Below are 26,310 nucleotides of genomic sequence, written 5' to 3'. Positions count from 1 at the left end.
CCCATCATCTCGCACGGCAATGAGGGCCAGTCTGCGGCTACTTGCTCTGCACGTTCATCCGTACCTGCCTCTGCACATACGCGAGTACGCCGACACTCGTTGCGAAACAGCTCGGAGCCGACCCGGACTGCATCGACGTGGAAGGCCAGGTGGTCCACGTCGTGCCACAGCCACATCGCACCGACGTGCAGACCACTGCCGGCAATCCGCGACGGCGTGAACTCCACAACCCCGAGCCACCACCCGTGATCATCAATCCATAGCCGCGACCGCCCGCGACGGGCCAGGCCGAGCGGCTTCAAGGACTCCCACGCCGCCGAGGTGATGATCCGGAGCACCGGACTGCGATCTGCCATGACGGCATTATCAGCTGTCCCACCGACACGCCATCGGTGGTGGCACATCACTCGCTCAGGGTTGTTCAACAACACTGAGTGTCACTGCTCCACAGAAGTTGGACCAGAACCGGTTCTCGTGAGTAGAGCCGCACCCTCGTGACCGACGAGCATGTCGCGGCCGATGTCACCAGCGACCCGCTTTGGCGGCCGACGGTGGTGGCCCGGGTCGAGCAGGAGGACCAGGGCCGTGTCGTTGATGGAACTGATCCGCGACGACCATGCCGATGCGAATGTGACGCCGGGACCACTGCGCGGGCCGGACGTCGCCGCCCGGGCGATCATCCGGGCCACGGCCGACAGCGGTCCATGCCCGCCCATTCTTGTGCGGCGTGAACCCGAAAACAGCTGGCACCGCCCCAGGTCAGGGAAGTTATTGTTCGAGGGGGATGATGCCCAAGGGAATGAAGCTGGGCCTGGAGGCCGCGCACCTGCTCGCCGCTGCCGACTGCTGTGAAATCGAGCCCGGATTGACCGATGTCGAGTTTCGCCGTATCGAGGAGGATTACGGCGTCGAGTTCGCCAACGACCATCGGGCATTCCTGGCTGCGGGGGTTCCGGTGAGGCAGGCGCCTGAAGAGGGGGACACGTGGGAGAACCCGTGGCCCGACTGGTGGCATGGGGATCCGGCGGAGCTTCGGGATCACCTTGAGTGGCCGGACGAAGGCGTCCTTGGAGCAGTTCAGCATGGCTTCTGGCATCCGACATGGGGGCAGCGGCCTGAGGATGCGGACGAAGCGCGCCGAGAAGCTACGGTGATGCTGGACCAGGTACCGAAGCTCGTGCCCGTATACGCGCACCGCTTTCTTCCTGCAGGTCACGGCTCCTACGGACACCCAGTCATGTCTATTTGGGGCGCCGACATCATCTACTACGGCGCTGACTTGGCCGACTACATCAACCACGAATTCGACGACTTCAGTGCGCACACCCCTGACGGGTGGGACCCCAGGGCAACTGTGGCCTTCTGGCAGGACTTCCTTGAGTAGCCTCTCCGGATCGGGAGAGGCTACTCAGACAGCCCCGCCATCGTGGCCTGGTGGTCACTCGCATGCCAAGGCCCGTAGGGAAACTCAACGACTCTGATCATTCGCAGGTGGCCAGGCATGTTGGTCGCCACCGGCCGTTTGCCGTCCGGTCGGGATCAGAGCGGGCCCAGCACCTCACTGGGTTCGGCTGCCAGCTCAAGGGTTTCGAGCACAGTGAGCAACTGCCGCTCCTCGTAGCGGAAATGGCTCTCCATGATCGCGGCGATACCATCGAGGTGACCATCAAGCTCCTCGGGCGGCGCGGCCCGGTCGACCGCGGCACGAAGACCGCCGAGCAGGTGGGCGATCATCGAGTGATCCTGCTCAAGCGAGCGCAGTACCGGGCGCAGTTCGGGGTGCGCAGCAGCGATGGCCGGGAACAGGGAACGGTCTTCGCCCCTGTGGTGGCTGTCGAGAGCCGTGCAGAAGCCATGGCAATACAGCAGCAGTTCCCGGGTCGCCGCCTCACCGGGAGTGCCGTCGGAAAGGGAGGCACGAGTTACGGACAACGCGTCCCGTAGTCGGCGGTGCACCTGACGGAGTTCTTGGCTCCAGGCGACGAGCCTGGTCGTCTCGCGCTCAGGCACGCGAGAGTGAAGGGTACAACGAGTACATCGTCGGCCTACTTCGGTCCGGCGCCTCCATGCCTGACACGGTCTGCCACCGGCACGCGACGCTTTCCACACACTACCGCGCCTGACGACGCGGCGCGGTGATTCGGAAAAGGGTCACCTGCTCCGCGCTCGCGGGCCATTTTGCCGTCGGTCGAGTCGAAGCGGTCGCCCTGCTCGGTAACGGCGGACACCGACCCGTCGAGGGTTCGCGAAGTCACCATCGTGATAGGTGTGTTCAGGTCGGCCTGATGCTTCCCGGGGCGGCGCGCGAGTCCGCTCGCTGGGACGTTGTCGTCGGCGGGAAGGAGTGGGTAGTCGGGCTGTACGGGGGCGGACGGCACCGCCGCGCTTTCCAGCTCAACGAGGTTCTCGTTTGCCGCGGTTGGGATCGAAGCGGTCCGACCAGGTGACAGGCTCGCGAAGCGCCCATCCACCTGGCAATACTCCGCGTACACGCATCGCCCGGCGGCATGTTCCGTTCCGGCGCAGTGGTGCCCGAACACGGTCCGCCCCAGCACCAAGCTTTGTGTCGTTGACAATTGCCGAGGGGTGGCTACGGGGAGGGGGCTCGTGGGACAGCGTGACGAACTGCTTGCGGCGGTGCGAGCGCGGCGGGATCGCGTTGCTGCCGCCGCGGAAGCCACCGGGGTGCTTGATACAACTGCGCTCGTAGAGGCGCAGAACCTGGCACGATACGGCGCTGGCGGCGACATCTGTCTGAATGCTGCGCATGCCCTCGGCTGGTTTCACCATTACCGTGCGCTGCTTCTCTCTCCCCCCGGCGGAAGCCGAGGAGGGCCAGACAGCGGCCAACTCGTTCGCACCTGCCCCAACGCCCGAGTCCAGGCATCCATCCTCACCATCCACCTCGCCCCGGTGATAGCCGGCGGCACCCGCACCCACATCACGTCCGAGAGCCATCTCTGGCACGTGCTCGCCGACCGGCTCGGCAGCGAATGGCGCGACCACCAGCAGGTGGTGCTCGCCGCTGGTGGAGAGGAACCGAGGGAGAGCTCCGCAGCCGCCATCGAGTTGAGTGAGGGGCTCTCGGAGCTCGCCGAGGTTATCGTCGAGTGTGGGATCGGGGCTGCCGGTCCACGGCCCGTCGAGGCCGGCTCGGCACCGCGTGACGCGGACGGTGAAGGCAGCCGGCGGTCGCGGGCGTTCTCCTCGGCTGTGACGTCTTCCCCTGTGATGTGCCGGGCACGAGGACTGAGCCCGATTCGTTCCTGAAGCCGAGTCGGCGCAGATCTGGTTCGTTCGGCTGCCTCTTGGGGGTCGGCGCCGGCGATTGTGGCGATCCGGGCGGCAAGGCGATGGGCGTCCTGTCGTGCTGCGATGCGCTCGAATCGAGTCCAATCCCACCCCATGGATCCAAGACGGTCTCCCACGGCCCGCGCGCGCCGCTTGGTCCTTGGTCGGAGGCCAGGCAACGTGCGTAAGTGTCACCAGGGGGCGGTCATGGGAGGGTTGCGCCGCCTCGGCCGGTCGCGGTGGCGCTTTGGACACAGTCGCGGAGCAGGGTGCGGCGCCGGTCGTGTACTTCGTCGGGTTCTTGGCTGCTGGCTGCGTATACGTTGCTGACCGGTGACCAGGCCATGGACATGGCGATGACCATGGCCATGATGTCGAACGGGTCACCTGCGCGGACCCGCCCAGCGGCCTGGGCCTCGGCGATGGCCGTGAGCTTGCGGTCGTCGTAGTGCTGGTGGGTCTCGACGAGGTGCCCGGCAGGCCGGCGCTCCAGTCGTGTCCAGGTCGCCAGCCGGATGAGGTCGGGGCGGCGCAGGTATTCGTCATAGAGGCGAACGGCCCACTCCGCGAGATCGTCGGCGTCGATGGGCACGACGTTGGTGATGCGTTCCAGCGAGCTGAGGAAGATCGCGTCGAAGAGTCGCTCCTTGTCGCCGAAGTAGGCGTAGAGCTGCGCCTTGTTGGTGCGCGCTGCCGTCACGATGCGTTCGATGCGCGCCCCGGCGATGCCGTGCTGGGCGAACTCTTCGGTGGCAGCGTCGAGGATGCGCTGGTAAGTCGCGGCGCCTCGCGAGGTCTGGGGCTGGTCCGGCATGTCCGCCATACTACCAAACAGAACAGTTGGTTTGCCTTGGGGAGCGGTCGCGTTTACGCTGCAACAGACAGAACAGTCTGTTTAAGGAGTCACTTGTGCGAACGACCATCGGATGGCAGGCGGCCGGCCCGACGGGGCTGCGGCGTACGTCGCTGAAGCGCCGTGACCTGCGCCCGGACGACATCGCGGTGCAGGTCGACTACTGCGGCGTATGCCACACCGACCTGCACGCTCTGCACGCCTACGACCAGCACGCGAAAGCGCCCCTGGTGCCGGGCCACGAATTCACCGGCGTGGTGACCGGGACCGGCCCCGAGGTGACCACCTTCTCGGTCGGCGACCACGTCGCGGTGGGCAACATCGTCGACTCCTGCGGCGTGTGCGCCATGTGTGAAGCCGGGCAGGAGAACTTCTGCCACTCCTTCCCGACTCTGACCTACGGCGGCACCGACCGGAAGGACGGGTCGACCACCCTGGGCGGCTACTCGCGCGAGTACGTCGTGCGCGACTCCTTCGCCTACCCGCTCCCCTCCGGCCTCGCCCCGGCAGCAGCCGCCCCGCTGATGTGCGCCGGCGTCACGGTCTGGGAACCCCTGCGCTCCCTCGGAGTGGGCCCCGGCAGTCACGTCGCCGTGGCCGGCCTCGGCGGCCTGGGTCACCTCGCAGTCAAGATGGCCGTGGCACTCGGCGCCACCACGACCGTCATCAGCCGAACCCAGGACAAGCGCGACGACGCCCGCAAGCTCGGCGCTCACGACTTCATCGCCTCCACCGACACCCAGCAGATGGCCACTGCGCGCGACACCTTCGACGTCGTCATCGACACCATCTCCGCCCCTCACGACCTCGCCCCGTATCTGAAGCTGGTGGCGATGGACGGCACCCTCAGCCTCCTCGGGTACCTGGGCCCGGTCACCATCGAGGCCACGGACCTGCTCATCGGCCGCAAGAAGCTCAGCTCCGCGGGCAGCGGAGGCCGCCTGGCGACGGCCGAGATGCTCCAATTCTGCGCCGACAACAGCATCGCCGCCGACATCGAAGTACTTCCGTCGTCACAGGTGGACGCGGCACTCGACCGCCTCCGGCGAAACGATGTCCGCTACCGTTTCGTGCTCGACATGTCCGACCTGGACTGAAGAGACGGCGGGCCGGGCCGTGCGGGCAGGGCGGGGGCAGGGTCTGCCGCCCACTCGGACGGCAGGACATCCGGCCACCTGACTTGCTAGCAGGGGCAGTGCATCAGGACGCTGAACACGAGGCCGTCACCGAGGGCGTGCCTGCCGAACCCGACGTACTCGCGACGAAGCCGAAGGTGGTGCTCGCCCCCGGCGTCAGCGTGCCGTTCCACCCGGCGTCGCGCACTGTCGTTCCGGTCAATGCGCCGTTCCAGACCTGGGTGAGCTGGCTGCCCTCCGGGAGCGCGAGGGTTACCGCCCAGGAAGAGATCGAGGCCGTGGGCGAGGTGTTGGTGACCGTCACCTCACCCTGGTAGCCGCCCTGCCACGCCGACACCGGCCGGAAGTTCGCCGAGCAGCCACCGTTCCCGGGTTCCTCCGGCTCCCCGGGGTCCCCCCGGGTGAGCAGGGCCGACAGTTCCGGGTACCAACGGGCGGCCATCTTGGCGTCGCCGGAGGCATTGGGGTGGACGCCGTCGTAGGTGTCGGAGGCCGTGTCGAAGCCCGTCCACTGGTCGACGACGGATACCGGCGACTGGGTGGTGGTGATTCCCTGGGCCCAGGCCGGAATGCGCTGGTTGAAGGAGACAGTACGAGCGGCACACTCGGCGCAGCTGCTCGGATTGATCGGGATGAGCTGGGCTACCAGCACCTTCATCGAAGGGTTGGCGGCCCGCATCTGGCCGACCAGCTTGGTGTATGCGGCAAGGATGGTGTCTGGCGCGATGCTGCTCCAGACGTCGTTGGTGCCGAAGTGCATGACAACGATGTCCGGCGCGGTCGCCGCCAGCCACCCGGGCAGCAGGTTCTGGTCGGCGGTGGTGGTGGCCAGGAAGCCGCCGTGGCCTTCGTTGTCGGCGTCGTGCGTGAGGGCGCAGCTCTGGGCGTTCAGTGTGCCGACGAAGTCGATGTCGGTGTAACCGGCGTTCTGCAGTTGGTCCCAGAGGAGGGAGCGCCAGCAGCCGGGGGAGCCGGTGATGGAGTCGCCTAGCGGCATGATTCGTACCGGGGCCGCGGCGGTGGCGGCGGCGGGCGGGGCGCCGGCCAGGCCGAAACCGGCGGCTAAGGCGAACAGGGTTGCCAAGAAGGCGGCGAGGAGGGGGTGGCGTCTGCTGCGCACGGGTGTCCTTCCCGAAGGGGGCGGAAGCGGGAGCGCGGTGCGCGAGCGTGGGAGCGCTCCCAATCTGCGAGTGTTCATCAAGTCATGATTGGCGCTGACACGTCAATATCCCGGACGGGGTCGGGTGGCGAGGCGCCTTTGGCGCGCGCTCGGGGGTGGCAGCACTGGGTTTGCCACGTGCGGCAACGGCTTGCTCAGCCGTCGTACCTGCGCTGGACTTCGGCAGCCTTTTGCCGGGCGACGAGCCGTCCCCGCTCCCCGACGGTAGTCTTCAGCGCCGCGTCGGCCTTCTGTCATCGCTCCGCCGCTGCCAGGCGTTGACTCTGCTTCCTGTTCGTACTGGGCGCGGATGCTGCCCGGGTCGGCCAGCGCACCGCTGTCCCGCAGCTTCTTGAATGCCGTCAGAGCAGACCGGGCCGCTCTGTGTCGGGACGTGGTTGCCGAAGCATTTTCATCAAGGCCGGCCAAGTCCTCGATCCACAGGCCGGGAAGTACTTCCAGGGCAAGAACTCGTGCCTCGTCTACTTCTCCGCAGAGGCACTCGGAGGCGATCGCGATCTGCCGCAGCGACATGACGGTCCGGTAGAAGTTGTTCAGCCCGATACGTGTGGCCTCGCGCGATGCGGTGGGCGGACCCATCGGGTCCTGGGCGAAGCCTCCGGCCGTCATTTCCCCTGCCTTCGTGCTCGTCACCGGCAGCTGGGGAGAGCATGATGCCGGGCAGCAACTACGCCTCAGAGAAACGGAATGCCGGCGGAATTGGTGGGCTGGTGGCCGGCCTTTCGGCGTCGCACGCATCGAGGATGACCCGAAGCCGCACGTGCTATTCGGCCATGTCGGATGGCTTTGTGCCATTCCTCCGCAACCCGCCTCCAACATCAGCGAGGACCGACTACACAAGAATGCTGGGGTGGACTTTGCCGCCCTGCATGGTGATGGCCGGGGAGGTCTGAACACAGAGTGCTGACCATCAACGTGGCCGTGCTGCTCGCTGTCGTCGTCGTCATCCGCTTGCGTCGGCGTACGCATTCCCGCAGTCGGCTCGATGAGAAGTTCACCGTCGTCATCGTCCTGGCGCTCGGGGTGCTCATCGCACCGACCTCGCTCGGCCACGGAATCATGGACTTCCTAGGTCAACTCGCGAGCGGCGTCACTCAGGCGGGCCGATGAGTCCCCGCGCACGCAAAGGCCGCGCGACAGTCGGCAGGCGCCGCCCACCGGTACGGCGCCGGACCCGCAGACCCAGCAAGCGGCGCCGGAGGGATGACCGTCTGATCGGATTCCTCGTAGCCGCAGTCCTGTCCGTCGCCCTGGCCGTGGCCGTCGTCCACTGGCTGCTGGTCCACTGGTGGGCTCTGATTGTCCTCGGTGTGCTCGCGGTACTGGCCGGCGGTGGCTGGCTCTACCAGAAGCAACAGCAGGCACGGTGGGAAGCGGTCCGCACGCAGGGCCTGCGCTACGCGCTGCCTCAGCTGGACGCCCTGCACCACACCCGGTTCGAGGACGCGGTGCGAGACCTGATGCGCCGCGACGGCTGCCGGAACGCGGTCCGTGTCGGGGGCGGCGGAGACCTGGGCGCGGACGTGAAGGCCACCGACCCCTACGGGCGACACTGGGTGATCCAGTGCAAACACAGGCGCAACGGCCTTGCCGGGTCCGCCGTCGGCACACCCGACCTCCAGGTACTCAACGGCACGGCCCGCCAGGTCCACGGCGCCGACATAGCGGTGATCGTGACGAACGGCAGGGTGACCGCGCCGGCGGTGGCCTTCGCGAAACAGCAACGCCTCCATGTGATCGACCGCCACACCCTCGGAGCGTGGGCGTCCGGCTCACGCCCCTTGTGGGAACTGCTGCGGGCCGTCCCGCCGCCACGCAAACCGACCGCTCTCTCCTGATGTCGCAGCGGCTGTCGCCGACGTCAACACGGGCGAACGGGCGACGCTGCGCCAGTCAGTGCGGTGATCCCGGCCCGGTGGCCGTCACCGCAGCGTGACCGGCGCATCGGGTCTCGGTCTTGTGGCCGTGGGCCATCTTCTTCAGCCGGTGGCGTTCGCTGGTGGTCAGTTCCACCGGCACGGCAAGTGCGTAGGGGGATGGCGAACAGACGAACTGTCGTCAAAAGGTGTCGTGGAACGTTCTGTCGGCTGTCCACCGGATGCTGCCGGGGCCGTCTTCCGGCCTGGAGCAGCATCCGGTGACCCCGGTCCTCGTGTGGAGGCTGTGAGGCATCGGCGAAGGTGCCCTTTAGTGCCGATGCCAGTTGTTCGGGGAGCTGTTGTCCGCTTGCTCCATCCGGGTTTTGCTGGTGGCGGGGGACCGGGCCCGCCCTGAGGGCTGTCCCGTAATTGCTGGCGGGCGCGCGACGACAGCTACGGCACCTCGCCGCGTTGTCGGAGCGTCCGAATACATCCAGTATGCGGACGCTCCTCCGCCTTGCGATGCACCGCATCCGACGCCGCGCGCTGATCCACCACGGATCACGGGACAGTCCTTAGCCGAGTACACGTCCGGTGCGGCCGTCGTCAGAGGGAGGCGTTGCCGAGGAAGTCGAGGAGAAGCGCGGCCCATTCCTCGGGGCGTTCGACGAAAGGCAGGTGCCCCGTGGAGAGCTCGGCGTACTTGGCGCCCGGGATCGTGTCGGCGAGTTGCCGGTGGTGATAGGGCGTGACCAGTTGGTCGAGCGTGGTGGAGATGACCAGGGTTGGCACCGTGACGGCAGCCAGGTCTTCGCGGATGTCAACGTGATCGATGAGCAGGTCCAAATGTTCGATCGTGCCGGACGGGATCGTGGTCGTGGTGGCCTTCAGAGCGGTATCGAGGTCGTCCTGACCGATGGCGTCCAAAGCGGGGGCGCTCAACCCGATCAGCGATATGAACGCGGCCAGGCGTTCGAGATCCCCCGAGCGCAGCAGGTCGCGCCAGAGCCGGGCGGCCAGCAGGAACCGCGGATTGGGGTGGGCGAAGCCGGCGGTCAGGACGAGGCCGGTGACGCGGTCGGGGTGGCGGGTGGCGGCACGGACGGCGATGGGGCTGCCGAGCGAGTATCCGGCGATGGCGAAGGTGTCCACGTTCTCCTCGACGGCGGTGGCGACCAGGGCGTCGGCCAGGGCGTCCAGAGCGAGAGGGGCTTCGGCGCGAGGAGTGCGGCCGGTGCCTGGGTAGTCCGGTCCCACGACGGTGTGGTGGGCGGCGAGGCTCGCCAGGATGGGGCCGAAGTTGGCGTCGATGCCGCCGCCGGCGCCGTGTGCGAGCAGCAGGCCCGGGCCGGTGCCACGCACGATGCGGCCAAGAGGGGGCGAGGGCTGACCAGTTGAGGACATGTGGATGTCATTCCTTCGGGTTCTCAGGGGGTTGCTGCACGGAGCAGAACGTCGGGATGGGAGGCTGAACGCGTCGTCGCCGGGCAGCGACGGCGGCGAGGCCGATGGCGGCGATCGCCACCATCGCGCCGATCCATGGCAGGTGGTCGAGCGAGAAGCCGACGATGACGGCTTGACCGCAGAGGGTGGAACCGGCTGCGACCCCGAGCCTGAACGCGGAGGCGCTGATCGCCGTGACAAAGGTGGGCGCCTCGGGGCAGACGCCTGTGCGCGGCCTTGCAGCAGCGGGATCAGGGGGCCGGCGATGGCACCGAGGACGAGTACGGTGGCGGCGGCCGCCCAACTGCTCTGGCTGGTGAGCCTGAAGGCGGTCAGCGCGGCGCCGAGTGCGCCCAACAGCGCGCACAACGCTGCCCACGGGGCGCGTTCGACCAGGCGGCCGCCGAGGATGTTGCCGATGACGGAGCCCAGGCCGAAAAGCGCCGAACATCACCCACTCCGAGCTACCCACCACGAACACGCAGGCGGTCAGCAGAGGCAGTTCCGCCCGACGCCGCACCGGCGCGGGAGGGGCGTTGCCCATTGAGACCGCACTGTTCGTCTTCATGCCGCTGACGCTAAAGTCTCACATCAATGTGAGAGTCAACGCGGTGAGGTGCAGGTCACATGCGCATTGGAGAGATGGTCCGGCGAACCGGCGTCAGCGAACGGCTGTTGCGCTACTACGAGGAACAGGGCCTGCTCCACCCGACCCGGCTCGCCAGCGGCTACCGCGTCTACAGCGAGGTCGACATCGACACGGTGAGGCGCATCCGCAGCCTGCTGGCCGCCGGCCTGTCCACGACGATCATCGCCAGGATCCTGCCCTGCGTCTGCATCGACGGCCTGACCCTCACCCCTGTGTGCTCTGACACCGTCACCGAGCTGCAGCGAGAGCGCGAACGCATCACGCGCGCCATCGTCGATCTGCAGGCTTCGCGGAGCATGCTCGACACCGTCATCGCCGCAGCCCCGGCCACCTGATCAGCACCGTGGGAAACGGTCTGCCTGTGCACTGGAGACCATCATCGCGGTGCTTCCCGTAGGTTCTGAACCCACACACGCTCCTTCGGCGTCAACCGCCGAAGGACTTACGACACAGACCACGCGGACGGCGGGGGACTGTCTCGAGATGCTCACGGAGCTGACCGCTGCTCCCTCCTTCGGTCCGTTGCTGCGCGACGACGTCATTCAGACCGCCCTACGGCGGCAGGCTCCTGCGCTACTGCCCCGGTAGTGGTGCCCAAGCGCCGCGATGGCTGGTCACTGCCTCCGGTGTGCCCCGGAACCCGATGGGCTGCGCGGACAGGACACGACGCTGGAACGACTCCGCGTCGACCGGCAGCTCGCAGAGGCCTCACCCACGGGGCTCGACCCGCTTCACCTCGCCGATGTGTTCGGGCTCGACGAGAAGATCGCGATGTACTCCGGAGCCTCCGCACGGGCACTGCTGGAACAGGCCGCTGAACAAACCTGTGACAGCCGGGAGTGGCCTTCTGCGATTCTGCTTGCCATGTCCGCACGAAATCGAAGACTGCCCCGCCACCGTGCGTGGCCTCTGACCACCACCGACATCAACGAGTGTCTCGGCTCTTACATGAGCCGTGTCACGGACCTGCAGTTCCTTACGGGGCATGACAGCGGGTCCATCGTCCTTGGAGCGGCATGGGTCGCTCCTCACCCCTTCAACTACGGCCGCGGCATCCACCCGGACATGGTCGGCTTCCGCGTGGACGTCCACCCGGTCGATGCCACTGATCGAGCTGCCACCCGGACCGTTCTACGAGCGCATGCCCTCCCGCAACTCCACGATTGGATCACCCAGGCGATCGCTGCTGACGAGACCTGGCAATTGACTGACCACCAGCACTACTGGCGGCTCGCCGATGGCCACCTCACGCACCGCGACGAAGCGTGAAACCGAGACCGGACGCCACGCACACCCCCACATCAGCGAGGTCACACGCGGGTCCACAACGAACCCAAAGGTCCGCACCCGGAAATCAGGACCTCCACTCGCGAGTTCCCATCAGAGGTGGCCGTCCAGGAACTTCCGTATTTCGGTGATGGTCACAGGCCCCGTGCCGTGCGCCACCGCCTCTCCCTCCTTCAGCAGGACGTAGGACGGGGCTCCGGTGATCCCGTATCGCTCGGTTGCGGCCGGACAACGCGTGATGTCGGCCCGGACGGCCGTCAAGCGGCCCGCGTAGTCGTCGGCGATGCCACCCATGACGAGGTCCATCTCCCGGCAGGGCTCGACTGCCTTGGGCCATGTCCCGGTGAAGTATGCGAGGACCGGAACTCCGCTCATCCCGAGGATGAAATTGAACTCCGCATCTTCACGGGGTCGGTGAACCCGCTTTGCCATGGAATCTCCTGACCTCATGTTCCGTCGTTCCATCCCATCATCTCTTGCGTGGTGTGCCAGGCCGGCCCGGTCGGTCGGCCGGTGGAATTGCCGGAAGTAGGCACGGGGCCATTGCGGACCCACAGAGGTCCTCCGGTGCGAGCCGCCCGGCCCCCGCCCTCTGGTGCCCCGGCCTGGTCGCTCTGCCGGCCATCCAGCTGAAACCCGCCGCTCGTCCGTGGGTGAGCTCGTGCCAGGACAGTGCTCTCCGCGACGACATGAACGCCGTTTTCCATGGAACAGCGGCCCAGGCCGCCGACCAGATACTCGATGAGCGCGTCGATGAGCGGGGCGGTGCGCATCGTCCACCGGATGCAGTCGAACCGTATCTGCCACCGCGCTTCTCAGAGGCAGCGTCCCCGACGGGCTTTCCGAGGCATTGACTGGTCCTCGCATCAACGTCTGGTCGTAGTTGCCTCATCCCGCTCTTCCCCAGGCCGCATGAGTCAGCTGATGGCGCCGGGAACCAGACACGATTCCTGGACTGCTCGCGGACGCGGTCGTGGACGGTCGAAGTACGCGTCAGCTGACCCGAAGACCGACCGCCAGCGTCAGTTCAAGGACCCGGTGTGGCGATGCGAGATCCGGAAACAGCTCCCGCAGCTGTGACATCCGGTACCGGACTGTCTGGGGATGGACGAACAACGCCGCTGCCACCTCTTCCCGCCTGCCCTGGTGCAGCAGCCACGCCCGCAACGTCTCCTCCATCCGCCGTGCGGTCGCGACCGGCAAGGTCCGCAGCGGTGCGAGGGCTCGGGTGCGGAGGTCTGCGAACGCGTCCGCGTCGGCGCTCAGCACCAGCTCGGGCAGGTGGTCCTCGGTGTCGCGAATATCGGAGGAGAGGGAGCGCGCGCGTATGGCTCGTGCGTACGAGGCGGATGCACGAATCCATGGCCGGGCAGGGCCGGCCACGGCGGTGCGGTCGGTCAGCTGCCGCAAGAGATGTGATCGGTTGGCATCGGGGACGAGCAGCACACCGGTGGCGTCCGGCAGATCGTCGAGGACGAGGGTGCTCGGGTCGAGCGCGCGGTAGGCAGGCCGGGCCTGGGCGGCGGGCAGCAGGACCGCGGTCAGCGAAACAGGAGGCTGCCACCCGGCCCGTTGAGCAGAGGCCAGCAGTACATCCGGGCTCGCGCCTGCGAGGAGGTCGCGGGCCAGGTGTTCCAGGTGGCGCTCGTGGGCCCTGCCCCGGGCGGCCAGTTCGTCGGCGTGGCCCGCGGCGCTCGCGGCGGAGAGCTCGTCGATGTAGGCGAAGGTCAGCTCGGCGAACTTGGCGACCTCGGCGGCGGGCAGACCTGCGGGTACGGCACCCGCTGCCAGGCATCGCCAGGCCACGCGGGCGCCGACGCGGTAGGCGCTGAGCAGGGCGTCCATCGAACGGCCGTCGCGCACCTCGCCGCGGCCCAGTTCGTAGGCGGCGTCGCCGGCGTCGCCGCCTGTGGCGTTCCCGCTCGCGAGGTCCAGGTAGTGCCCAAGGGCGGTGCGGACGGCTCGGCGGATGGTTCCGCCCATGCGGCCCGAAAGGGCGTTGGCGTAGGGAGGGACCTCGTCGATGATCGCTTGGACGACCTCGTCGGCCGTGGTCTTCAGCGCAGCCCGGAGCGCGGTGACCGTCGTCTCGTTGAGGGCCAGTTCGCTGGCCCTTTGGATTGCATGGCTCACATTTGTTCCCTGCGAACAATTCAGTCGACCAGATTTACGTCCTGCGGTCAGGACTTTACGCCTTGAGGCGCAGCAAGCTGGAGCCATGACGAGTACAGCCCTCCGCAGCAGGGCCTGGAAACTGCTGGAGATGGTCACGACGCCGCTGCTGCCGTCGGACTACCTCGACCTGGTCAGCCCGCTGCGTGCGAGCGCTGACCTGCGTGGGCGCATCGAGGCCGTGCACCCCGAGACGGGTGACGCCGCGACTGTCGTGATCAGGCCGGGACGTGGCTGGCGCGGGCACACAGCCGGCCAGTACGTGCGGATCGGGGTCGACGTCGAGGGGGTGCGCCTGTGGCGTGCCTACTCCGTCACCTCGCCGACAAACCGCCAGGACGGCCGCGTCACGATTACCGTGAAGGCGCTCCCGGACGGCAAGGTCAGCAACCACCTGGTCCGCAGGGCGAAACCGGGCACGCTGATCCAGCTCGACCAGCCGGCCGGTGACTTCGTGCTGCCGCAGACCAAGCCCGCCAAGGTGCTTTACCTGACGGCCGGCAGCGGCATCACGCCCGTGATGGGCATGCTGCGCGACAGCGAGTTGGACGACGTCGTCATGGTCCACTGCGCGCCACAGCCGCGCGACGTGATCTTCCGGAACGAACTGCACGACCTGGTCGCGGACAAGAAGCTGCGGCTCACCGAAGTGCACACCGACACGGACGGCATGCTCGACATCGGCCGTCTCGACGAACTCGTGCCCGACTGGGCCGAGCGCGAGACCTGGGCTTGCGGGCCCGCGGGCCTGCTCGACGCCGCCGCGGAGCACTGGGCCGAGCACGGCGTACAAGAGCGCCTGCACACCGAACGCTTCCGCCCGGGCATCGTCGTCGCCGGAGACGGCGGCGAGGTCACGTTCAGCGTCACCGGCAAGACCGTCGACGCGGACGGCGCCACGCCGTTGCTGGACATCGGCGAGGAGGCCGGGGTGCTCATGCCCTCCGGGTGCCGCATGGGCATCTGCTTCGGCTGCATCACGCCGCTCAAGGCGGGCGCCGTCCGCGACCTGCGTACCGGAGAGATCACCGAGGCCGAGCCGGGCGTCCTCATCCAGACCTGTGTGTCCGCCGCGGCGGGCCCCTGCGACATCGAACGGTAGGAGCATCTTGACCGCCATCGACCCCACCGCCCACCTGACTGCCGAGCAGATCGAGGAACTCGGCCTTGAGCTGGACGCGATCCGCGACGAGGTGATCGCCAGCCGCGGTGAGAAGGACGCCGCCTACATCCGTAGGGTCATCTCGGCGCAGCGCAAGCTCGAGCTGGTCAGCAGGGGCGTGCTGCTGTTCTCGTTCTTCCCGCCCGCGTGGCTGCTCGGCACTGCCGGTCTGTCCGTGGCGAAGATCATGGACAACATGGAGATCGGCCACAACGTCCTGCATGGCCAGTGGGACTGGATGCGAGACCCGAAGATCCACTCCACCACCTGGGAGTGGGATCACGTCTCGCCGTCCGAGCAGTGGAAGCACTCGCACAACGAGCTGCACCACACGTACACCAACGTGATCGGCAAGGACAACGATCTCGGCTACGGCATCATGCGCGTCGACGAAGACCAGAAGTGGCACCCGCTCCACCTCGGCCAGCCGTTGTGGAACTTCATCAACGCCTGCTTCTTCGAGTACGGCATCGCAGCGTACGACCTGGAGCTCGGCAAGAACCTGCACAAGCGCCGCCGCAAGAGCCCGGAGTTCCGCGCGCGGGCCAAGGCCGTGGGCCGCAAGATCCGCAAGCAGGTGCTCAAGGACTACGTGATCCACCCGCTGCTGTCGGGCCCGTCGTTCCTCACCACGCTCGCCGCCACGTTCACCGCGAACCTGATCCGCAACATCTGGTCCCACTCGGTGATCATGTGCGGGCACTTCCCCGAGGGTGTGCAGGTCTTCGAGCGCCGGTCGATCGTGGGCGAGACACGCGGCCAGTGGTACCTGCGCCAGATGATGGGCTCGGCGAACATCAGTGGCAGCAGGGCCATGCACTTCATGACCGGCAATCTGTCGCACCAGATCGAGCACCACCTGTTCCCGGACCTGCCGAGCAACCGGTACGCCGAGGTCGCGGTGAAGGTGCGCGTGCTGTTCGAAAAATACGAGCTGGAGTACGTCACCGGGCCGCTGCCCAAGCAGGTGGTCTCCGCGTGGCACAAGGTCTTCCGGCTCGCGCTGCCGAACAAGAAGCCCAAGGTCAAGACGCCGGACCGCGAGCAGGAGCTCGTCGCGGCCTGATTCCCGGTACGGGTTCAGATCTTTCGGCCGTACCGGCGACACCGCCGGGTTCGGTGAGATCCGTTGCAGACGGTGGGCGGCCGCGACATCAGACTGTACGAGTTCGGATATTCATGGGCATGGGCGCCTTGTTTCGGAGTGGGTGTCCGTGGTGGTCGATGGCGGTGGGGCGGGTGCGGAGCCGTTCGGCGAGTTCGGCTCTGAGACCTGCGGGGGAGGGCTCGGGCGAGGTCGTGGAGACGAGTGCGGGCGGTGGAGCGGAGCCGGGTGGCGGGGACCGTGGTCCAGGACGTGCAGGGCGTGTTGGGTGACGTCCTGTGGGGAGTCGGCGGCTTCGGGCCTGGGCGAGGACAAGAGTGGCTGCCGCCGTCCAGCCGCCCGCGCCGTCCGGGCCGTCCGGGCCGTCCGGGCATGATGCGGCGGATGCTTAGGTGCGAGCTCGGGCCTGCTGACGGCGGCCCCTGGCGAGGTGGGCTTCGCCCTGGTGGAGGTTGAATTCGGCTTCGTCGAACCCGAACCCGAACCCGAACCCGAACCGAACCCGAACCGAACCTGCCCGGCACGGTCCCTGACAGATCGGCCTCCAGCGCCGCCAACGGTGTACGCAGGGCCCAGCTGGCTTCATCGGCGCGTTTCAGACGGGCAAGGACCGGCAGCAGGCCCAGACGTGGAGCTGCCCCGGACCAGGCCGGGCGGGGCAGGCGCCGCGTTCCGCGAGGGCGGTGTCGTAGCGGCCGGTGGTGCGGGCGGCCACGCTGTGCGTGGGCTGTGCGCGCCCCACGCCCAGGCGGCCAGACGGATGTCGCGCCGCTGCGCTCACCCCAGACCGCGGCCGCGGACAGGGGAGTAGGGGCTCCGGTCAGATCACCCAGGTGGAAGGCAAGGTTCCTCCGCGTGCCGAGGACCGGCCGACCTGCCGCTGGATATCGGTCCCGTACGAAGCGCCCTCGGCCGGCTTGGAGGACTGGGTGAGGAGCTGGCGGACCTGGCGTACTTCGTCGATCAGGATCTGCGGCGGGTGCTTGGAGTAGTTCAGCGCGCAGTGCTCGACGGCCGCTTCGATCAGGTCAGCCGTCCCGATGCTGCCGTGCGGGTCGGCGAGCAGGGTGAGGTGGAGTGATTCTCGGACAGCCGACAGACGGGCTGCGGTAGTCATTGGCTCCGCCTCTTCCCTCGAACTCCAGAGGTAAGCGGTCATTTCGGGCCGACCGTACCGGATCACCGCCCGGTCGAAGAGGGTATCCGCGTGCGGCGCGAGGCCGCGGACCGGACCGAGTTGCTCGGGCCGGGCGCCGTAGGCCCGCACAGCATCACCGCGTACTCAGGGCCCGGCCGCTCGCTCCCGTCGTGTTCCCACCGGCACAGCACCGAGCCGACAGCGCAGGCGGGAGGAGTCCCTCCGCGAGGTAGAGCCCGGCGGCCCGGCAGGCGGTCTGGGCCTGGAACCAGCCCAGGGCGAACCGCCACGCCTCCAGCGCGTTCACCTCTGCCGGCCTGTCCTGGATGGGGTCGAGGCGATGTGGGCGGTGTCGGGCTGCCTGCGCCGGCCGCGCACACGGATCTGGGCGGCTTCACACTGAATTTGAGAGCGCTTCGAACGGGTCACTGTGGCCATGGGCGTACCCCCGTAAGGATGGCGAGTCAGCCTGTCCACGCTACCGACCCGGAGCCCCGCACGGGAGGGTGCCGTATTGCGGGCGGCCCGCAATGACGGGCCACGAGCGCCTCAATGACGGCCCACCAGAGCCCGTATGAAGCTGGAATACAGGCTGCCCGCTGCCTCACCCGGGCAAGAGGCCGGCCACCTGTTTCTTCTCTGACCTGCTGCTGGAGGAAGAGATGCCGTCAACACCGAGCCCGCTCACCGCACTCACCCCGTTTCTTCAGGAGATGATCGCCCAGTCGCCGGCCTACAAGGACAGCGAAGACGTCTTCGCCTGTCGGGCGACCCCGCACGCGCTGCGTGATCTGCTGTTGGAAGATCTCACCGAGCAGCCGGCCACCGCTCAGGCCGTCTGGGAGGGCATCCCCAAGCGGCTGCTGCCGTACTGCGTGAACATGAACAGCCCGCGCTTCATGGGCTTCGGCGATACCGGCGCCGATCCCGTCTCCCTCGTCGCAGGGATCTTCGCGCCTTGGCTCAGCAGAACCTGATCAACCAGTCTTTCTGCTCTCCGTCGGGCACCATGGCGGAGATCGCCGTGATCCGGTGGCTGCGCGAGCTGATCGGCTACCCGACGATGCCGGCCTGCGAGGTGACGTCGGTGTGGGAGGCCGGAGGGGTCACGGCCTACGGCGGCACCGGAAGCCACACCACCGCGATGATGCTCGCCCGCGAGCATGCCGTTCCCGGCATCCTGAGCGACGGCGTGCTTGACCCGGAGCGCGTGGCTGTGCACAGATGCCTGCTGGGGCCTGATGGCCGCGCTCACCCCACGCCACCAGCACCTTCTCGACGGCATCGAAGCGTTTGGCTATATCGAGCAGTAGTAGTTCTGGCTCAACTACCGTGACGGTGGCCACGCTCTGCTGTAGGTTCCGCATCTCGCTGTCGAAATCCGAGTTGCGGGATCGACTGGATGCCTGATCTGACGTGGCAGGCAAACTGGCAGGTCAGGAACGTCACCCGTTCGGCCAGACCTCTTCTTCTCGACCTTCGGGCGCGATCTGCCGCAGCTTCACGCCGTGGAACATCCACACACGGAAGTAGACCTGCTCCTGGTCCATCACGAACAGCTGGACGAACGCGGGGTGCTTCCAGACGATGCGCTCGACATGTGCCACCAGGCCGGCCAGGTCGGCGTGGTTGAGCGCTCCGGCATAGACGTCGCATTCCGGGTACTTGCCGCCGCCCCAACGCGTGTCGCTGCCGGTGGTCTCGTTGAGCGAGCCGACCCAGCCGACAGCGCCGGGACCGAAGCCTCGCCGCAGGGCAGACGTCTGCAACCACTGGCTCAGTTCTTCGGCAGCCGATCGATCATCCGGCTCGACGGAGATCATGACGTTGGCGACGTGACTCATGCCAGGATTCAACACAATCGCTCGTCGCCCTGCTACTGAGTTCTCCCACGATGAAGCACGGGGAGGATTCGATACATTCGCGGACGACTCCGCACGACAAATCACGCGGACTCTGCAAAGCCACAGGTCACGACGCCACCGTTCGACACCGAAACACGGAACCCACATCTGTCACGCCAATAGGACTCGCTTGCGGAGAAGTTGGAAGCCTGCCCGTCCGAACATCTGGCGTTTGAGCATCTTGATCCGGTACGTGGCCTTCGACGATGCCGGAGCTCCACGGCAGTGTCAGGCCGGCGGTGACGGCGGCGAGGTCCCGTTCGAGGCCGTTGACGAAGGTGTGGAGGCTGGGTAGGTCGTCGGCGCGGCCCCCTTGATCCATTGCGGGAGAGATGATCCGGTCGTAGACCTCCAACCGGCGTGCGGACTCCACATCGATATCGATGTCCGGCAGCGACGCACGCCGCTCGGCGAGGAACCGCTCTTTACCGACCGGCGAGCTCACCGGGACGCGCCCGACCTGGGGCGATGCGTCGCGGTCGTGTCAGGGATGGCCTGCTTCCTTCTCGGATGTCGGGCCGCAGGCAGGCACCCTGAGCCTCGCGGCCACCCGGCGTCACGTCATGCCCGCACCGCGACGCCCCGGCTGCACACTGCGGACGGGCTACGTCATCAACTCGATGTGCGGATGCTCGGGCTCCGCCGGGCAGATGAACAGGTGCTGCCGGTAGCCACTGCCTATCTGGACACCGGTCGCGTTGTAGCCGCGGTGGCCGGGGTACGGTCCAGCACCTGGGTGGGGGTGCGGAGACCAGCTGTTCCCGGCGTCGTCCCCTTCCTCGAACGTGGCGACGGTCATCAGGACCTCCATGCCGGTGCCGCACTCGGAGCAGGGCCGCGATCTGGGGTCGGTGGAGTTCCAAGCGGGCCAGCCGCCGACCTTCCAGCCGGGTGCGTTGGACAGCACACAGTCGTAGTACGTGTCCGGGTCCATGTCTTCCTCTGCTGCCTGCGGCACACTCCACTGCTTGAGCTGCTCCCGCAGTTCTTCACTCAGCTCCAGATGGTCGGGGTACTCGGTGATCTGCTCCGGTTCGAGCACGCACGGTTCCGGCAGATAGCCGTCGAACTGCACTGCGGGCGGCTCGGGAGGCGTGTCGAGAATATTGGTGACGGCGGCTGCCGAACGCCAGAAGAGCAAGGTCCTGGGCATGATCGGATGATCGAAGGGGCACCACAGAACCTGCAGCAGGTCCTTGCCCTCCGGCGGGCTCAGATCGGGCACATCCCTTACGTACAGCTGCGCGACGGGCAGCATCGCTATGGGGCCGTCGTACGCCTGGACCGCCAGCCTCACCGGATACGTCCGAGGGGGTCGGATCCGCTCGAGAGTCTCCCGTTCCTCCGGAGTCAGGTCCCGGCCGTGCGAGGCGGCGAAGATCCGTCGTTCCAGCCGCAGATCCGCCGGGGACCGGGCTGAGTTGATGCCATTCACCACATGCGGCTCCTCGCAGTGCGGCCATGGCTCCTCGGCGGGCCACAGCAGCGGCCCGCCGATCGAGCTGTCGTGCCACGTCGGCGCCCCAGGGCGGGGGTGCAGGCGGGTCGCCGTGCGGGCCAGCGGAGCCAGTTGGGGAAAGACGGCGGCAACGTCGATCGGCCGTGGCGGAGTGACAGGAGTGACATTCATGGTCGCAATCTTGCCAATCGCCTCTGACAACGGCCCTCGTGGCCGCCCCACGAAGAGTTTCGGCACGGGCGTCACCCGGGAGAGCGCTACCGCCGGTCCGTTGCAGGCAGATGGCCCGCGAGCGGGTCCACGATCGCCGCGAGGATGTCCGTCCACGCGCGGTTCGTCGCCATGTACCACGTAGACAGGGACGACCTTGACGCGTCCATTCCGTCCGGGCCGCCGCCGGTCAGGAGATGGTCCATCACGATCTCCATCGGCAGGCCGTGGCCGAACCCATCGAAGTCGAGTATCTCGCCGATGGTGAGGTATGCAGACGGCCCTGGTGCCGCCCCACAGGGGGCACCAGGGGCCGGTCTGCGGATTACGGGAGCGCTGAAGTGCTGCTCGGGGGCGGCGAAGCGCCAAGGCGGGCTGTTCGCGCGAGGCGGGGACTTCGGGGGCGCACGACACGAGGCCGGGCACCGGCCTGCCGGTCGGCTGGGTGACGACGATGACCGTGCCGTCGTCCAGGTGGGCGGCGAGCGCCTCGTACGGACCGTCCGGCACCGCCTGCCGGTATGGCACCGTGCCCGGCGCCGCCTGAGGCCGGTGATCAGCCAGACACAAGTTCTGCCTCGGTCCGAAGCTGCAGAAGCACGCGTCGCTGCGTTCGAGGCCGAGCACGACATCGCCCTGCCGGACGCGCACCGGCAGGGCCTCACGCGCACCGGCAGGGCCTCACGCACATCGGCGGCTCAGGCGCGGCGCCGTTCTGCGGTCTCATGCCGCTGGAGCGGTGTTCCCTGCTGGTCATGAACCCGCGCGAGAAGCCGGGACACCCCGCGGCTTCGACGACGCAGAACCCGGGGTTCACGGACGCGACCTCCTCCTCCACGTCATCGAAATGGGCTGCATCGGCGTATGCCTCATCGCGGTGACCGGTCCCCTCACCGGCCGCGTCCTCATCGGCAACAGCGACGGGTTCTGGGGCCCCAACGCCTCCTCCGCCACCGACTTCCTCGACTGGTACGAACGCTGGCTCAACCACATGAGTGCCGGACGCGACAACCGGGCCCTCGAACTCCCCTCACCTCGACTTCGCGCCCACCCCGACCGGCATCGCATGGCCCCGAAATTCTGACTCTCCGTAACAGCTTCACGGAATGTGAGCCAGAATCGGTTCTGGTGAACATGGCCAGGCTTGGCAGATCCGGGCGTGATCGCGTATCGGACCTGTGGCTCGGGCTGCTCACCCAGAGGTGCCGTTCCCGGCGAGCTGGCATCGCGCTGATGTCGCACGCGTTGCACAGGACGTTCCAGCCTTTCACTAGGCTTCCTAATGTTGGCGGTAAACCCGACGAGCGCCGCCTGCTGTTCCGGCGTCCCGCATCCGGGCAGGAGCCGCTGTCACTGTGGCTGTCGGCGAACGGGGTGCCGAAGAAGTTCGAGGGCTGGAGGACACGTTCACCGCCGCCAACGAATGGATCCAGCGCGTTTGGGCGTAGGCGGGTGGGGAGGGGCTCGTGCCGTTGTGGTGCCGCCCGCACATGTGCCGGCACTCCTTCGCCCTCATACCGCAGGCCGTCCAGAGCATGGCCGACGAGAACATTGTGCTGCGCGAAGCCCTGACGAAGATCAAGGCAGATATTGCAGCGGAGGGAGAACGGGTTCACGCCCTGGTGCGCGCCGGCACCGAGCTGGCGCTGGAGTTGGAGCAGCCCGTGAAGAACTCGCAGCGGCTCAGCGGCTCAGCGGGTCACTAGGCTTCCGGGACCGAGAGGAACTGGACGAGTTTCCGAACGTTGAACCCGACAGCCGACTTGGCCAATGTGCTCCCAGGAGAAGTCAGGCGCCCTCACCGGCTCACCACCGCGCCAGTAGGAAATCGCCGAGATGCCGAGGAAAAGTCTGCCGGCAGGGCGGGACACGCAACGACGCCGAACGAGGGTCTATCGAGACGTTCCTACCATCGGCAGAATCCGTCCTCCCGCACGCGCCGAGCCTGAGGTGCCGCCGGATTTCCCGTCAGAGCTAGTGGAACCCTCCAAGCCTGGCTGGAAATCGTTGTGTCGGTCAAGATCACCGTGTTCATCCGTTCGGTCGCAGACTTGCGGGACGGGGTGGCCGAGGCGGCCGCCGCGTCCTTGTCCGTGACGACATCTGGGGCACCACACCGTGAGCGAACGCGTCATTGCGCCCAAGAGCCGGGGCTTCCTGTTCCTCGACTCCCATCCCGGCGGCTGCCGTCAACTTGTGGACGAGATGTGGCAGGCCGTCCCCGCCCCGCTCACCCCCGGGGGCGAAGGGCCGGTGGCTCTGATCATCGGCTCGTCCGCCGGATATGGCCTGGCCGCTACGATCGCGGGCCTGGCCCGTGTCGGTATCCGTGGCATCGGCGTGTGCTTCGAGAAGGCACCCGCGCGCCGCACCGGCACGGCTGGCTGGTATCGCACCGCTGCCACGGCCCGGCTCGCCCAACAGCATGGGCGGGACATGGTCTTTCTCAACGGCGACGCGTTCAGCGACATGATGAAGGAGCAGGTCGCCGACCTCATCGCCGAGCGGTTCGGGGGACGACTCGACTACCTGATCTACTCGGTGGCCGCGCCTCGCCGCACCGACCCGGACACCGGCAACACGTATGCCTCGGTCCTCAAGCCGATCGGCTCGCCGTACACCACCAAGACCCTCGTCTTCGACGAGCACGGCGCCCCGGAGGTCAAGGAGGTCACCACCGCGCCGGCCGAGGGCGACGACATCGAACAGACCGTGGCGGTAATGGGCGGCACCGACTGGGAACGGTGGATCACGTTCCTCGCCGACCGGTCCCTGCTCGCCGACGGCTTCACCACCGTCGCTCTGTCCTACATTGGCTCGCCGCTCACCGCGGGGATCTACCGGCAGGGCACCATCGGTGCCGCGAAGTCCCATCTGGAAGCCACCGCACGCACGTTGGACGAGCGCCTTGGCAAGACCGTGGGCGGCCGGGCGGTGACCTCCGTCAATGCCGCCGCCGTCACCCAGTCCTCTACCGCCATCCCCGGCATCGCCTTGTATGTCGGGCTACTGCGCGAGGTGATCGGCTACGCCATGGTGGCCCCGATCGGTCAACTGGTGGAGCTGTGGGACCGGCTGACCGGCGCCCGCCCCCTCGACCTCGACGACGAAAGCCGGGTCCGCCTCGACACCTGGGAACTGGCCTCTGCCGTGCAGAACGCCGTCGCCGAACGCTGGAGCACCGCCACCACCGACAGCGTCACCGAACTCGCCGACCTCGCCTGGTTCAGCGACGAAGTACGTCGCCTCTACGGCTTCTCTGTACCTGGAGTCGACTACACCGCCGCCGTCGAAACCGACGTTCCCTGGCCCACTCTCACCATCTGACCTGCGCCACGAACGCCCCGATTGCGTCGTAGAACGAGGTCGCGGCGCCAGCCCTGGTGACCTGGGCCGTCGATGTGTCCCGACAGTCTTGATTCCGACGGATGACTTGCCTGATGAAGGTACTGGCTGTCGCCTGCACCCGTACCCAGCCCGTGCACCGCGCAGTGGTCGACTCGATCTGCCGGCGTCGTTCGCCCCCATTTGTGCACGGTCACGCAATTACCCGGGCGGAAGTTCACATAATTCCCCAGGTGCTGCCGTGAGTTGGTTGGAGGGCGCCGTGTGTCAGTCCCACCACAGCACGACAAGAAGGTGCCGTTGGGATGCATCACGGTAGAACTCTCGCAGGGCATTGAAGTGCCCCAGCAGGTACTTCCTCGGGCCGCCGACGATTCTGGCCGACCCGTGGCCGATCAAGGAAGCGGCCTCTGTCTCGTCGGTCGGCAAGGCGGCCAGAAGGGCGGGCAAGTCGATCTGCCAGAGCAGTTCCGAGACGCGAGCCACCTGAGTCGCGGAGAGGGCCGTGGGAGCGGGCCCGAAGGGACCGATGGCATGCGGGTGTGTGTTGAGGAAGCCGAGGTCGATTGCAGCATCGCCCTCGGTGGACTGCTGCAGAGCGTTGAGGTGGACGTCATCGACCTCCCAGCTCGCTGACCCGTTCGAGCAGAGTCGGCGCCCAGTCCAGGTCCAGGGTGTCCGCCGTGGGTGGATCCCAGTGAGGATCTCCATCCGGTGACTCGCCAGCTGACTGACGGCAGGAAGCGAGATACTCCGCTGGGATGCGGGCAAGCTGTTGCGTGACGGCCATGACGGCAGTATCCCGACGACGTCCACCGGTACTCCCTACTTGGTCTTGCCGGTGGGGTTATCAGGCCGCTTGTCGGGGCGGAAGCTGGGGCCGTTCATGATCACTTGGTGGCTGGTGTTGATCAGGCGGGCCAGGAGCTACTCGGCGACGACGGGGTTGAGGCAGAGCGGCCACCGGTCGCTGGGTGCCCGGTTGCCGTTGATGATCAGGAACCGGCCCTGCCGTTCTCTGACCAGTTCGTGAGGTCATCCGCCTGGGCCGCGCTGAGCTGGCGCATGGCGAAGTCGTCAAGGGTGAGCACGGCGGGCCGTACCAGTTCGCGGATCCGCCTGTCCCAGGTGCGGTCCGCGTGGCCGCCGGCGAGGTCCGCGAGGATCCGGCTGGTCCTGGCGAAGCGGAGGCGGGCGCCCTGGCGGATCGCGAGGTGGCCGAAGGCCTGGGCGACGTGGGTCTTGCCGACCCCGACCGGCCCGAAGAGGATGATTGACTCGCCGGAGTGGAGCCAGCGCAAGGCCCGAGATCTCGGATCCGGGCGGCCGGGAGCTTCGAGGAGGCGTGAAGCCGCATTCCTCCAGGTTGACCTGCTGCTCGAACTTCGCCCGTGTCAGGCATTCTTGGAAGGCGACGGTCTCGTGGCGGGTGATCTCGTCGTGGCAGAGGATCCGGAGAAATTCCAGGTGCCCGAGTTCGCCGCCGTGGACCTGGGCCAGGCGGGCGTCGGGGGTTCCAGCATCGCCGAGAGCCGCAGGGATTTCGCGACTCGCGCAGGGCGGTGTCCATCACGCATCATCAGATGCTTCCCTCAGCTTCGCCGTGGACCTGGCCGTCGTGGACGCCATCCGCCGTCTCAGCCGGGCCGACGGAGGCGAACAGTCGCTGGGGCCCGTGGAGGAAGGCTGCAGCTCCCGTGTCTCCGCTTGATTTGGGCTCCGGGTCGGTCTCGGTGCCGGCGGCAGGGATGGAGGCGTGCGCGCATCCGTACGTCCTCGTCCGGGTCCTCTAACCCTCAGGATTTCTGGCGCATCACACTAGCTGACTTCCCGTGAGCGTGGGGGCCGTGTCACCGTTGGTCTCCGGCAGTCTTCAACCCTCATGCTCTGCCGGTCGTGGCCCTTCTGGATCTCGCCTGTCCGTGCCAGCCTGGGGCGTCTGGGGGACTTGGTGGGTGGCACCGATGGGGGCAAGGGTGGGGGACGTCGCAGTGCAGGTGAATAGCGACTTTGACGGCCCATTAACTGATCATTTCAGAATGAGATCGGTGTGGTGGCTTGGCAGTTGGAAGTTGGATCGGCAGGATTTGGTGGGTGTCTGCTGATCTTGTGCCTGA

27 protein-coding genes and 4 pseudogenes are annotated in these 26,310 nt (G+C 67.4%); 15 read left to right on the top strand and 16 right to left on the bottom strand.

The genetic code is table 11. The features are described 5' to 3' along the window. On the bottom strand, positions 1 to 356 hold a 356-nt coding region (locus ABT025_RS35620; RefSeq protein ID WP_351002814.1), incomplete at its 3' end, for a hypothetical protein. Between the two features lie 138 nt (positions 357 to 494). Between ABT025_RS35620 and ABT025_RS39605 the strand changes: the two genes are divergently transcribed. Together ABT025_RS39605 and ABT025_RS35615 are read left to right on the top strand one after the other, a co-directional pair. Then, the gene (locus tag ABT025_RS39605; protein ID WP_502972103.1) at positions 495 to 731 is read left to right on the top strand and encodes a hypothetical protein; all 237 of its coding nucleotides are present in this window, start codon (positions 495 to 497) and stop codon (positions 729 to 731) included. Positions 732 to 784: 53 nt separating this feature from the next. Beyond that, complete coding sequence (locus ABT025_RS35615) at positions 785 to 1,384, top strand: hypothetical protein (RefSeq protein WP_351002813.1); 600 nt, start codon at positions 785 to 787, stop codon at positions 1,382 to 1,384. 155 nt (positions 1,385 to 1,539) lie between these two features. Here the strand turns inward: ABT025_RS35615 and ABT025_RS35610 are convergent, their stop codons facing one another. Continuing rightward, positions 1,540 to 2,010 carry a hemerythrin domain-containing protein gene (locus tag ABT025_RS35610; RefSeq protein ID WP_351002812.1) on the bottom strand — a complete coding sequence of 157 codons (471 nt, stop codon included), beginning with the start codon at positions 2,008 to 2,010 and terminating at the stop codon, positions 1,540 to 1,542. 597 nt (positions 2,011 to 2,607) lie between these two features. On the opposite strand from ABT025_RS35610, the gene ABT025_RS35605 reads away from it, so the two are divergent. Further along, a complete protein-coding gene (locus ABT025_RS35605) occupies positions 2,608 to 3,270 on the top strand; it encodes a hypothetical protein (protein WP_351002811.1) in 663 nt (220 codons plus the stop codon). 226 nt (positions 3,271 to 3,496) lie between these two features. On the opposite strand, the gene ABT025_RS35600 is transcribed toward ABT025_RS35605, so the two are convergent. Continuing rightward, positions 3,497 to 4,105 carry a TetR/AcrR family transcriptional regulator gene (locus ABT025_RS35600; RefSeq protein ID WP_351002810.1) on the bottom strand — a complete coding sequence of 203 codons (609 nt, stop codon included), beginning with the start codon at positions 4,103 to 4,105 and terminating at the stop codon, positions 3,497 to 3,499. Positions 4,106 to 4,200: 95 nt separating this feature from the next. Between ABT025_RS35600 and ABT025_RS35595 the strand changes: the two genes are divergently transcribed. Beyond that, positions 4,201 to 5,241 (top strand): NAD(P)-dependent alcohol dehydrogenase, encoded by a 1,041-nt coding sequence (locus ABT025_RS35595; protein ID WP_351002809.1) that lies wholly within the window; start codon positions 4,201 to 4,203, stop codon positions 5,239 to 5,241. A gap of 103 nt (positions 5,242 to 5,344) precedes the next feature. Here ABT025_RS35595 and ABT025_RS35590 read toward each other — a convergent pair whose 3' ends face one another. Then, on the bottom strand, positions 5,345 to 6,400 hold the full coding sequence (locus ABT025_RS35590; protein WP_351002808.1) for a GDSL-type esterase/lipase family protein: 1,056 nt from the start codon (positions 6,398 to 6,400) through the stop codon (positions 5,345 to 5,347). Between the two features lie 960 nt (positions 6,401 to 7,360). On the opposite strand from ABT025_RS35590, the gene ABT025_RS35585 reads away from it, so the two are divergent. Both ABT025_RS35585 and ABT025_RS35580 read left to right on the top strand, forming a co-directional pair. Beyond that, positions 7,361 to 7,570: a hypothetical protein gene (locus ABT025_RS35585; protein WP_351002807.1), complete on the top strand. Its 210-nt coding sequence runs from the start codon at positions 7,361 to 7,363 to the stop codon at positions 7,568 to 7,570. Beyond that, positions 7,567 to 8,298 carry a restriction endonuclease gene (locus tag ABT025_RS35580; RefSeq protein WP_351002806.1) on the top strand — a complete coding sequence of 244 codons (732 nt, stop codon included), beginning with the start codon at positions 7,567 to 7,569 and terminating at the stop codon, positions 8,296 to 8,298. Before ABT025_RS35585 ends, ABT025_RS35580 begins: the two co-directional genes overlap by 4 nt. A gap of 55 nt (positions 8,299 to 8,353) precedes the next feature. On the opposite strand, the gene ABT025_RS35575 is transcribed toward ABT025_RS35580, so the two are convergent. Both ABT025_RS35575 and ABT025_RS35570 read right to left on the bottom strand, forming a co-directional pair. Beyond that, the gene (locus tag ABT025_RS35575; protein WP_351002805.1) at positions 8,354 to 8,479 is read right to left on the bottom strand and encodes a hypothetical protein; all 126 of its coding nucleotides are present in this window, start codon (positions 8,477 to 8,479) and stop codon (positions 8,354 to 8,356) included. 446 nt (positions 8,480 to 8,925) lie between these two features. Then, positions 8,926 to 9,723 carry an alpha/beta fold hydrolase gene (locus ABT025_RS35570; RefSeq protein WP_351002804.1) on the bottom strand — a complete coding sequence of 266 codons (798 nt, stop codon included), beginning with the start codon at positions 9,721 to 9,723 and terminating at the stop codon, positions 8,926 to 8,928. Positions 9,724 to 10,389: 666 nt separating this feature from the next. Between ABT025_RS35570 and ABT025_RS35565 the strand changes: the two genes are divergently transcribed. Together ABT025_RS35565 and ABT025_RS35560 are read left to right on the top strand one after the other, a co-directional pair. Continuing rightward, positions 10,390 to 10,746 (top strand): MerR family transcriptional regulator, encoded by a 357-nt coding sequence (locus tag ABT025_RS35565; RefSeq protein ID WP_351002803.1) that lies wholly within the window; start codon positions 10,390 to 10,392, stop codon positions 10,744 to 10,746. A 409-nt stretch (positions 10,747 to 11,155) separates the two neighbouring features. Continuing rightward, positions 11,156 to 11,680, top strand: a complete 525-nt coding sequence (locus ABT025_RS35560) for a hypothetical protein (protein WP_502972102.1) — start codon at positions 11,156 to 11,158, stop codon at positions 11,678 to 11,680. Between the two features lie 111 nt (positions 11,681 to 11,791). Here ABT025_RS35560 and ABT025_RS35555 read toward each other — a convergent pair whose 3' ends face one another. Both ABT025_RS35555 and ABT025_RS35550 read right to left on the bottom strand, forming a co-directional pair. Then, entirely contained in the window at positions 11,792 to 12,130 is a 339-nt protein-coding gene (locus tag ABT025_RS35555; RefSeq protein WP_351002815.1) for a thioredoxin family protein, read from the bottom strand. Positions 12,131 to 12,691: 561 nt separating this feature from the next. Continuing rightward, on the bottom strand, positions 12,692 to 13,831 hold the full coding sequence (locus tag ABT025_RS35550; RefSeq protein ID WP_351002802.1) for a PucR family transcriptional regulator: 1,140 nt from the start codon (positions 13,829 to 13,831) through the stop codon (positions 12,692 to 12,694). An 85-nt stretch (positions 13,832 to 13,916) separates the two neighbouring features. Here ABT025_RS35550 and ABT025_RS35545 point away from each other — a divergent pair, with 85 nt between their 5' ends. After that, entirely contained in the window at positions 13,917 to 14,972 is a 1,056-nt protein-coding gene (locus tag ABT025_RS35545) for a ferredoxin reductase (protein ID WP_351002801.1), read from the top strand. Positions 14,973 to 14,979: 7 nt separating this feature from the next. After that, the gene (locus ABT025_RS35540) at positions 14,980 to 16,098 is read left to right on the top strand and encodes a fatty acid desaturase family protein (RefSeq protein ID WP_351002800.1); all 1,119 of its coding nucleotides are present in this window, start codon (positions 14,980 to 14,982) and stop codon (positions 16,096 to 16,098) included. Positions 16,099 to 16,957: 859 nt separating this feature from the next. Here ABT025_RS35540 and ABT025_RS35535 read toward each other — a convergent pair. Further along, positions 16,958 to 17,254 carry a hypothetical protein gene (locus ABT025_RS35535; protein ID WP_351002799.1) on the bottom strand — a complete coding sequence of 99 codons (297 nt, stop codon included), beginning with the start codon at positions 17,252 to 17,254 and terminating at the stop codon, positions 16,958 to 16,960. Between the two features lie 683 nt (positions 17,255 to 17,937). On the opposite strand from ABT025_RS35535, the gene ABT025_RS35530 reads away from it, so the two are divergent. Then, a complete protein-coding gene (locus ABT025_RS35530) occupies positions 17,938 to 18,252 on the top strand; it encodes a hypothetical protein (protein ID WP_351002798.1) in 315 nt (104 codons plus the stop codon). After that, positions 18,234 to 18,611 carry a hypothetical protein gene (locus ABT025_RS35525; RefSeq protein ID WP_351002797.1) on the top strand — a complete coding sequence of 126 codons (378 nt, stop codon included), beginning with the start codon at positions 18,234 to 18,236 and terminating at the stop codon, positions 18,609 to 18,611. The genes ABT025_RS35530 and ABT025_RS35525 overlap by 19 nt, the downstream gene beginning before the upstream one ends. Positions 18,612 to 18,720: 109 nt before the next feature. Here ABT025_RS35525 and ABT025_RS35520 read toward each other — a convergent pair whose 3' ends face one another. The 5 genes and pseudogenes from ABT025_RS35520 to ABT025_RS35500 form a co-directional block, all read right to left on the bottom strand. Next, positions 18,721 to 19,119 carry a squamosa promoter-binding protein 15 gene (locus ABT025_RS35520; protein ID WP_351002796.1) on the bottom strand — a complete coding sequence of 133 codons (399 nt, stop codon included), beginning with the start codon at positions 19,117 to 19,119 and terminating at the stop codon, positions 18,721 to 18,723. A gap of 171 nt (positions 19,120 to 19,290) precedes the next feature. Beyond that, a pseudogene (locus tag ABT025_RS35515) lies at positions 19,291 to 19,447 on the bottom strand (ISL3-like element ISMdi2 family transposase); the annotation flags it as partial. Positions 19,448 to 19,513: 66 nt separating this feature from the next. Continuing rightward, positions 19,514 to 19,603: pseudogene (locus ABT025_RS35510) on the bottom strand (hypothetical protein); the annotation flags it as partial. Between the two features lie 180 nt (positions 19,604 to 19,783). After that, positions 19,784 to 20,809 (bottom strand): hypothetical protein, encoded by a 1,026-nt coding sequence (locus ABT025_RS35505; RefSeq protein ID WP_351002795.1) that lies wholly within the window; start codon positions 20,807 to 20,809, stop codon positions 19,784 to 19,786. 86 nt (positions 20,810 to 20,895) lie between these two features. Further along, positions 20,896 to 21,054 (bottom strand): hypothetical protein, encoded by a 159-nt coding sequence (locus ABT025_RS35500; protein WP_351002794.1) that lies wholly within the window; start codon positions 21,052 to 21,054, stop codon positions 20,896 to 20,898. A gap of 356 nt (positions 21,055 to 21,410) precedes the next feature. Between ABT025_RS35500 and ABT025_RS39600 the strand changes: the two are divergent. The 3 genes and pseudogenes from ABT025_RS39600 to fabV all read left to right on the top strand — a co-directional run. Further along, a pseudogene (locus ABT025_RS39600) lies at positions 21,411 to 21,932 on the top strand (SMI1/KNR4 family protein); the annotation flags it as partial. A gap of 451 nt (positions 21,933 to 22,383) precedes the next feature. Next, positions 22,384 to 22,554, top strand: a complete 171-nt coding sequence (locus ABT025_RS35490; RefSeq protein ID WP_351002792.1) for a hypothetical protein — start codon at positions 22,384 to 22,386, stop codon at positions 22,552 to 22,554. 412 nt (positions 22,555 to 22,966) lie between these two features. Then, positions 22,967 to 24,175 carry an enoyl-[acyl-carrier-protein] reductase FabV gene (fabV, locus tag ABT025_RS35485; RefSeq protein ID WP_351002791.1) on the top strand — a complete coding sequence of 403 codons (1,209 nt, stop codon included), beginning with the start codon at positions 22,967 to 22,969 and terminating at the stop codon, positions 24,173 to 24,175. 285 nt (positions 24,176 to 24,460) lie between these two features. Here the strand turns inward: fabV and ABT025_RS35480 are convergent, their stop codons facing one another. Then, positions 24,461 to 24,904 carry a hypothetical protein gene (locus ABT025_RS35480; RefSeq protein ID WP_351002790.1) on the bottom strand — a complete coding sequence of 148 codons (444 nt, stop codon included), beginning with the start codon at positions 24,902 to 24,904 and terminating at the stop codon, positions 24,461 to 24,463. 114 nt (positions 24,905 to 25,018) lie between these two features. Next, positions 25,019 to 25,763, bottom strand: a pseudogene (locus ABT025_RS39595) (ATP-binding protein). Positions 25,764 to 26,310: the final 547 nt, after the last annotated feature.

Source organism: Streptomyces sp. NPDC002809 (assembly GCF_040295435.1).
Taxonomy (GTDB): Bacteria; Actinomycetota; Actinomycetes; order Streptomycetales; family Streptomycetaceae; genus Streptomyces.
The sequence above is the reverse complement of the archived record's forward strand: the minus strand, read 5'-3'. Positions and strand labels throughout refer to the sequence as shown.

What these genes read in the sequence shown, in the direction of transcription:
- ABT025_RS35530 (WP_351002798.1), top strand. Translation starts at nt 17,938, where the DNA reads ATGCCGTCAACACCGAGCCCGCTCACCGCACTCACCCCGTTTCTTCAG.
- ABT025_RS35490 (WP_351002792.1), top strand. Translation starts at nt 22,384, where the DNA reads ATGGCCGACGAGAACATTGTGCTGCGCGAAGCCCTGACGAAGATCAAG.
- ABT025_RS35545 (WP_351002801.1), top strand. Translation starts at nt 13,917, where the DNA reads ATGACGAGTACAGCCCTCCGCAGCAGGGCCTGGAAACTGCTGGAGATG.
- ABT025_RS35505 (WP_351002795.1), bottom strand. Translation starts at nt 20,809, where the DNA reads ATGAATGTCACTCCTGTCACTCCGCCACGGCCGATCGACGTTGCCGCC.
- ABT025_RS35480 (WP_351002790.1), bottom strand. Translation starts at nt 24,904, where the DNA reads ATGGAGATCCTCACTGGGATCCACCCACGGCGGACACCCTGGACCTGG.
- ABT025_RS35520 (WP_351002796.1), bottom strand. Translation starts at nt 19,119, where the DNA reads ATGAGTCACGTCGCCAACGTCATGATCTCCGTCGAGCCGGATGATCGA.
- ABT025_RS35615 (WP_351002813.1), top strand. Translation starts at nt 785, where the DNA reads ATGATGCCCAAGGGAATGAAGCTGGGCCTGGAGGCCGCGCACCTGCTC.
- ABT025_RS35580 (WP_351002806.1), top strand. Translation starts at nt 7,567, where the DNA reads ATGAGTCCCCGCGCACGCAAAGGCCGCGCGACAGTCGGCAGGCGCCGC.
- ABT025_RS35565 (WP_351002803.1), top strand. Translation starts at nt 10,390, where the DNA reads ATGCGCATTGGAGAGATGGTCCGGCGAACCGGCGTCAGCGAACGGCTG.
- ABT025_RS35570 (WP_351002804.1), bottom strand. Translation starts at nt 9,723, where the DNA reads ATGTCCTCAACTGGTCAGCCCTCGCCCCCTCTTGGCCGCATCGTGCGT.
- ABT025_RS35555 (WP_351002815.1), bottom strand. Translation starts at nt 12,130, where the DNA reads ATGGCAAAGCGGGTTCACCGACCCCGTGAAGATGCGGAGTTCAATTTC.
- ABT025_RS35600 (WP_351002810.1), bottom strand. Translation starts at nt 4,105, where the DNA reads ATGCCGGACCAGCCCCAGACCTCGCGAGGCGCCGCGACTTACCAGCGC.
- ABT025_RS35535 (WP_351002799.1), bottom strand. Translation starts at nt 17,254, where the DNA reads ATGACTACCGCAGCCCGTCTGTCGGCTGTCCGAGAATCACTCCACCTC.
- ABT025_RS35500 (WP_351002794.1), bottom strand. Translation starts at nt 21,054, where the DNA reads ATGGACCATCTCCTGACCGGCGGCGGCCCGGACGGAATGGACGCGTCA.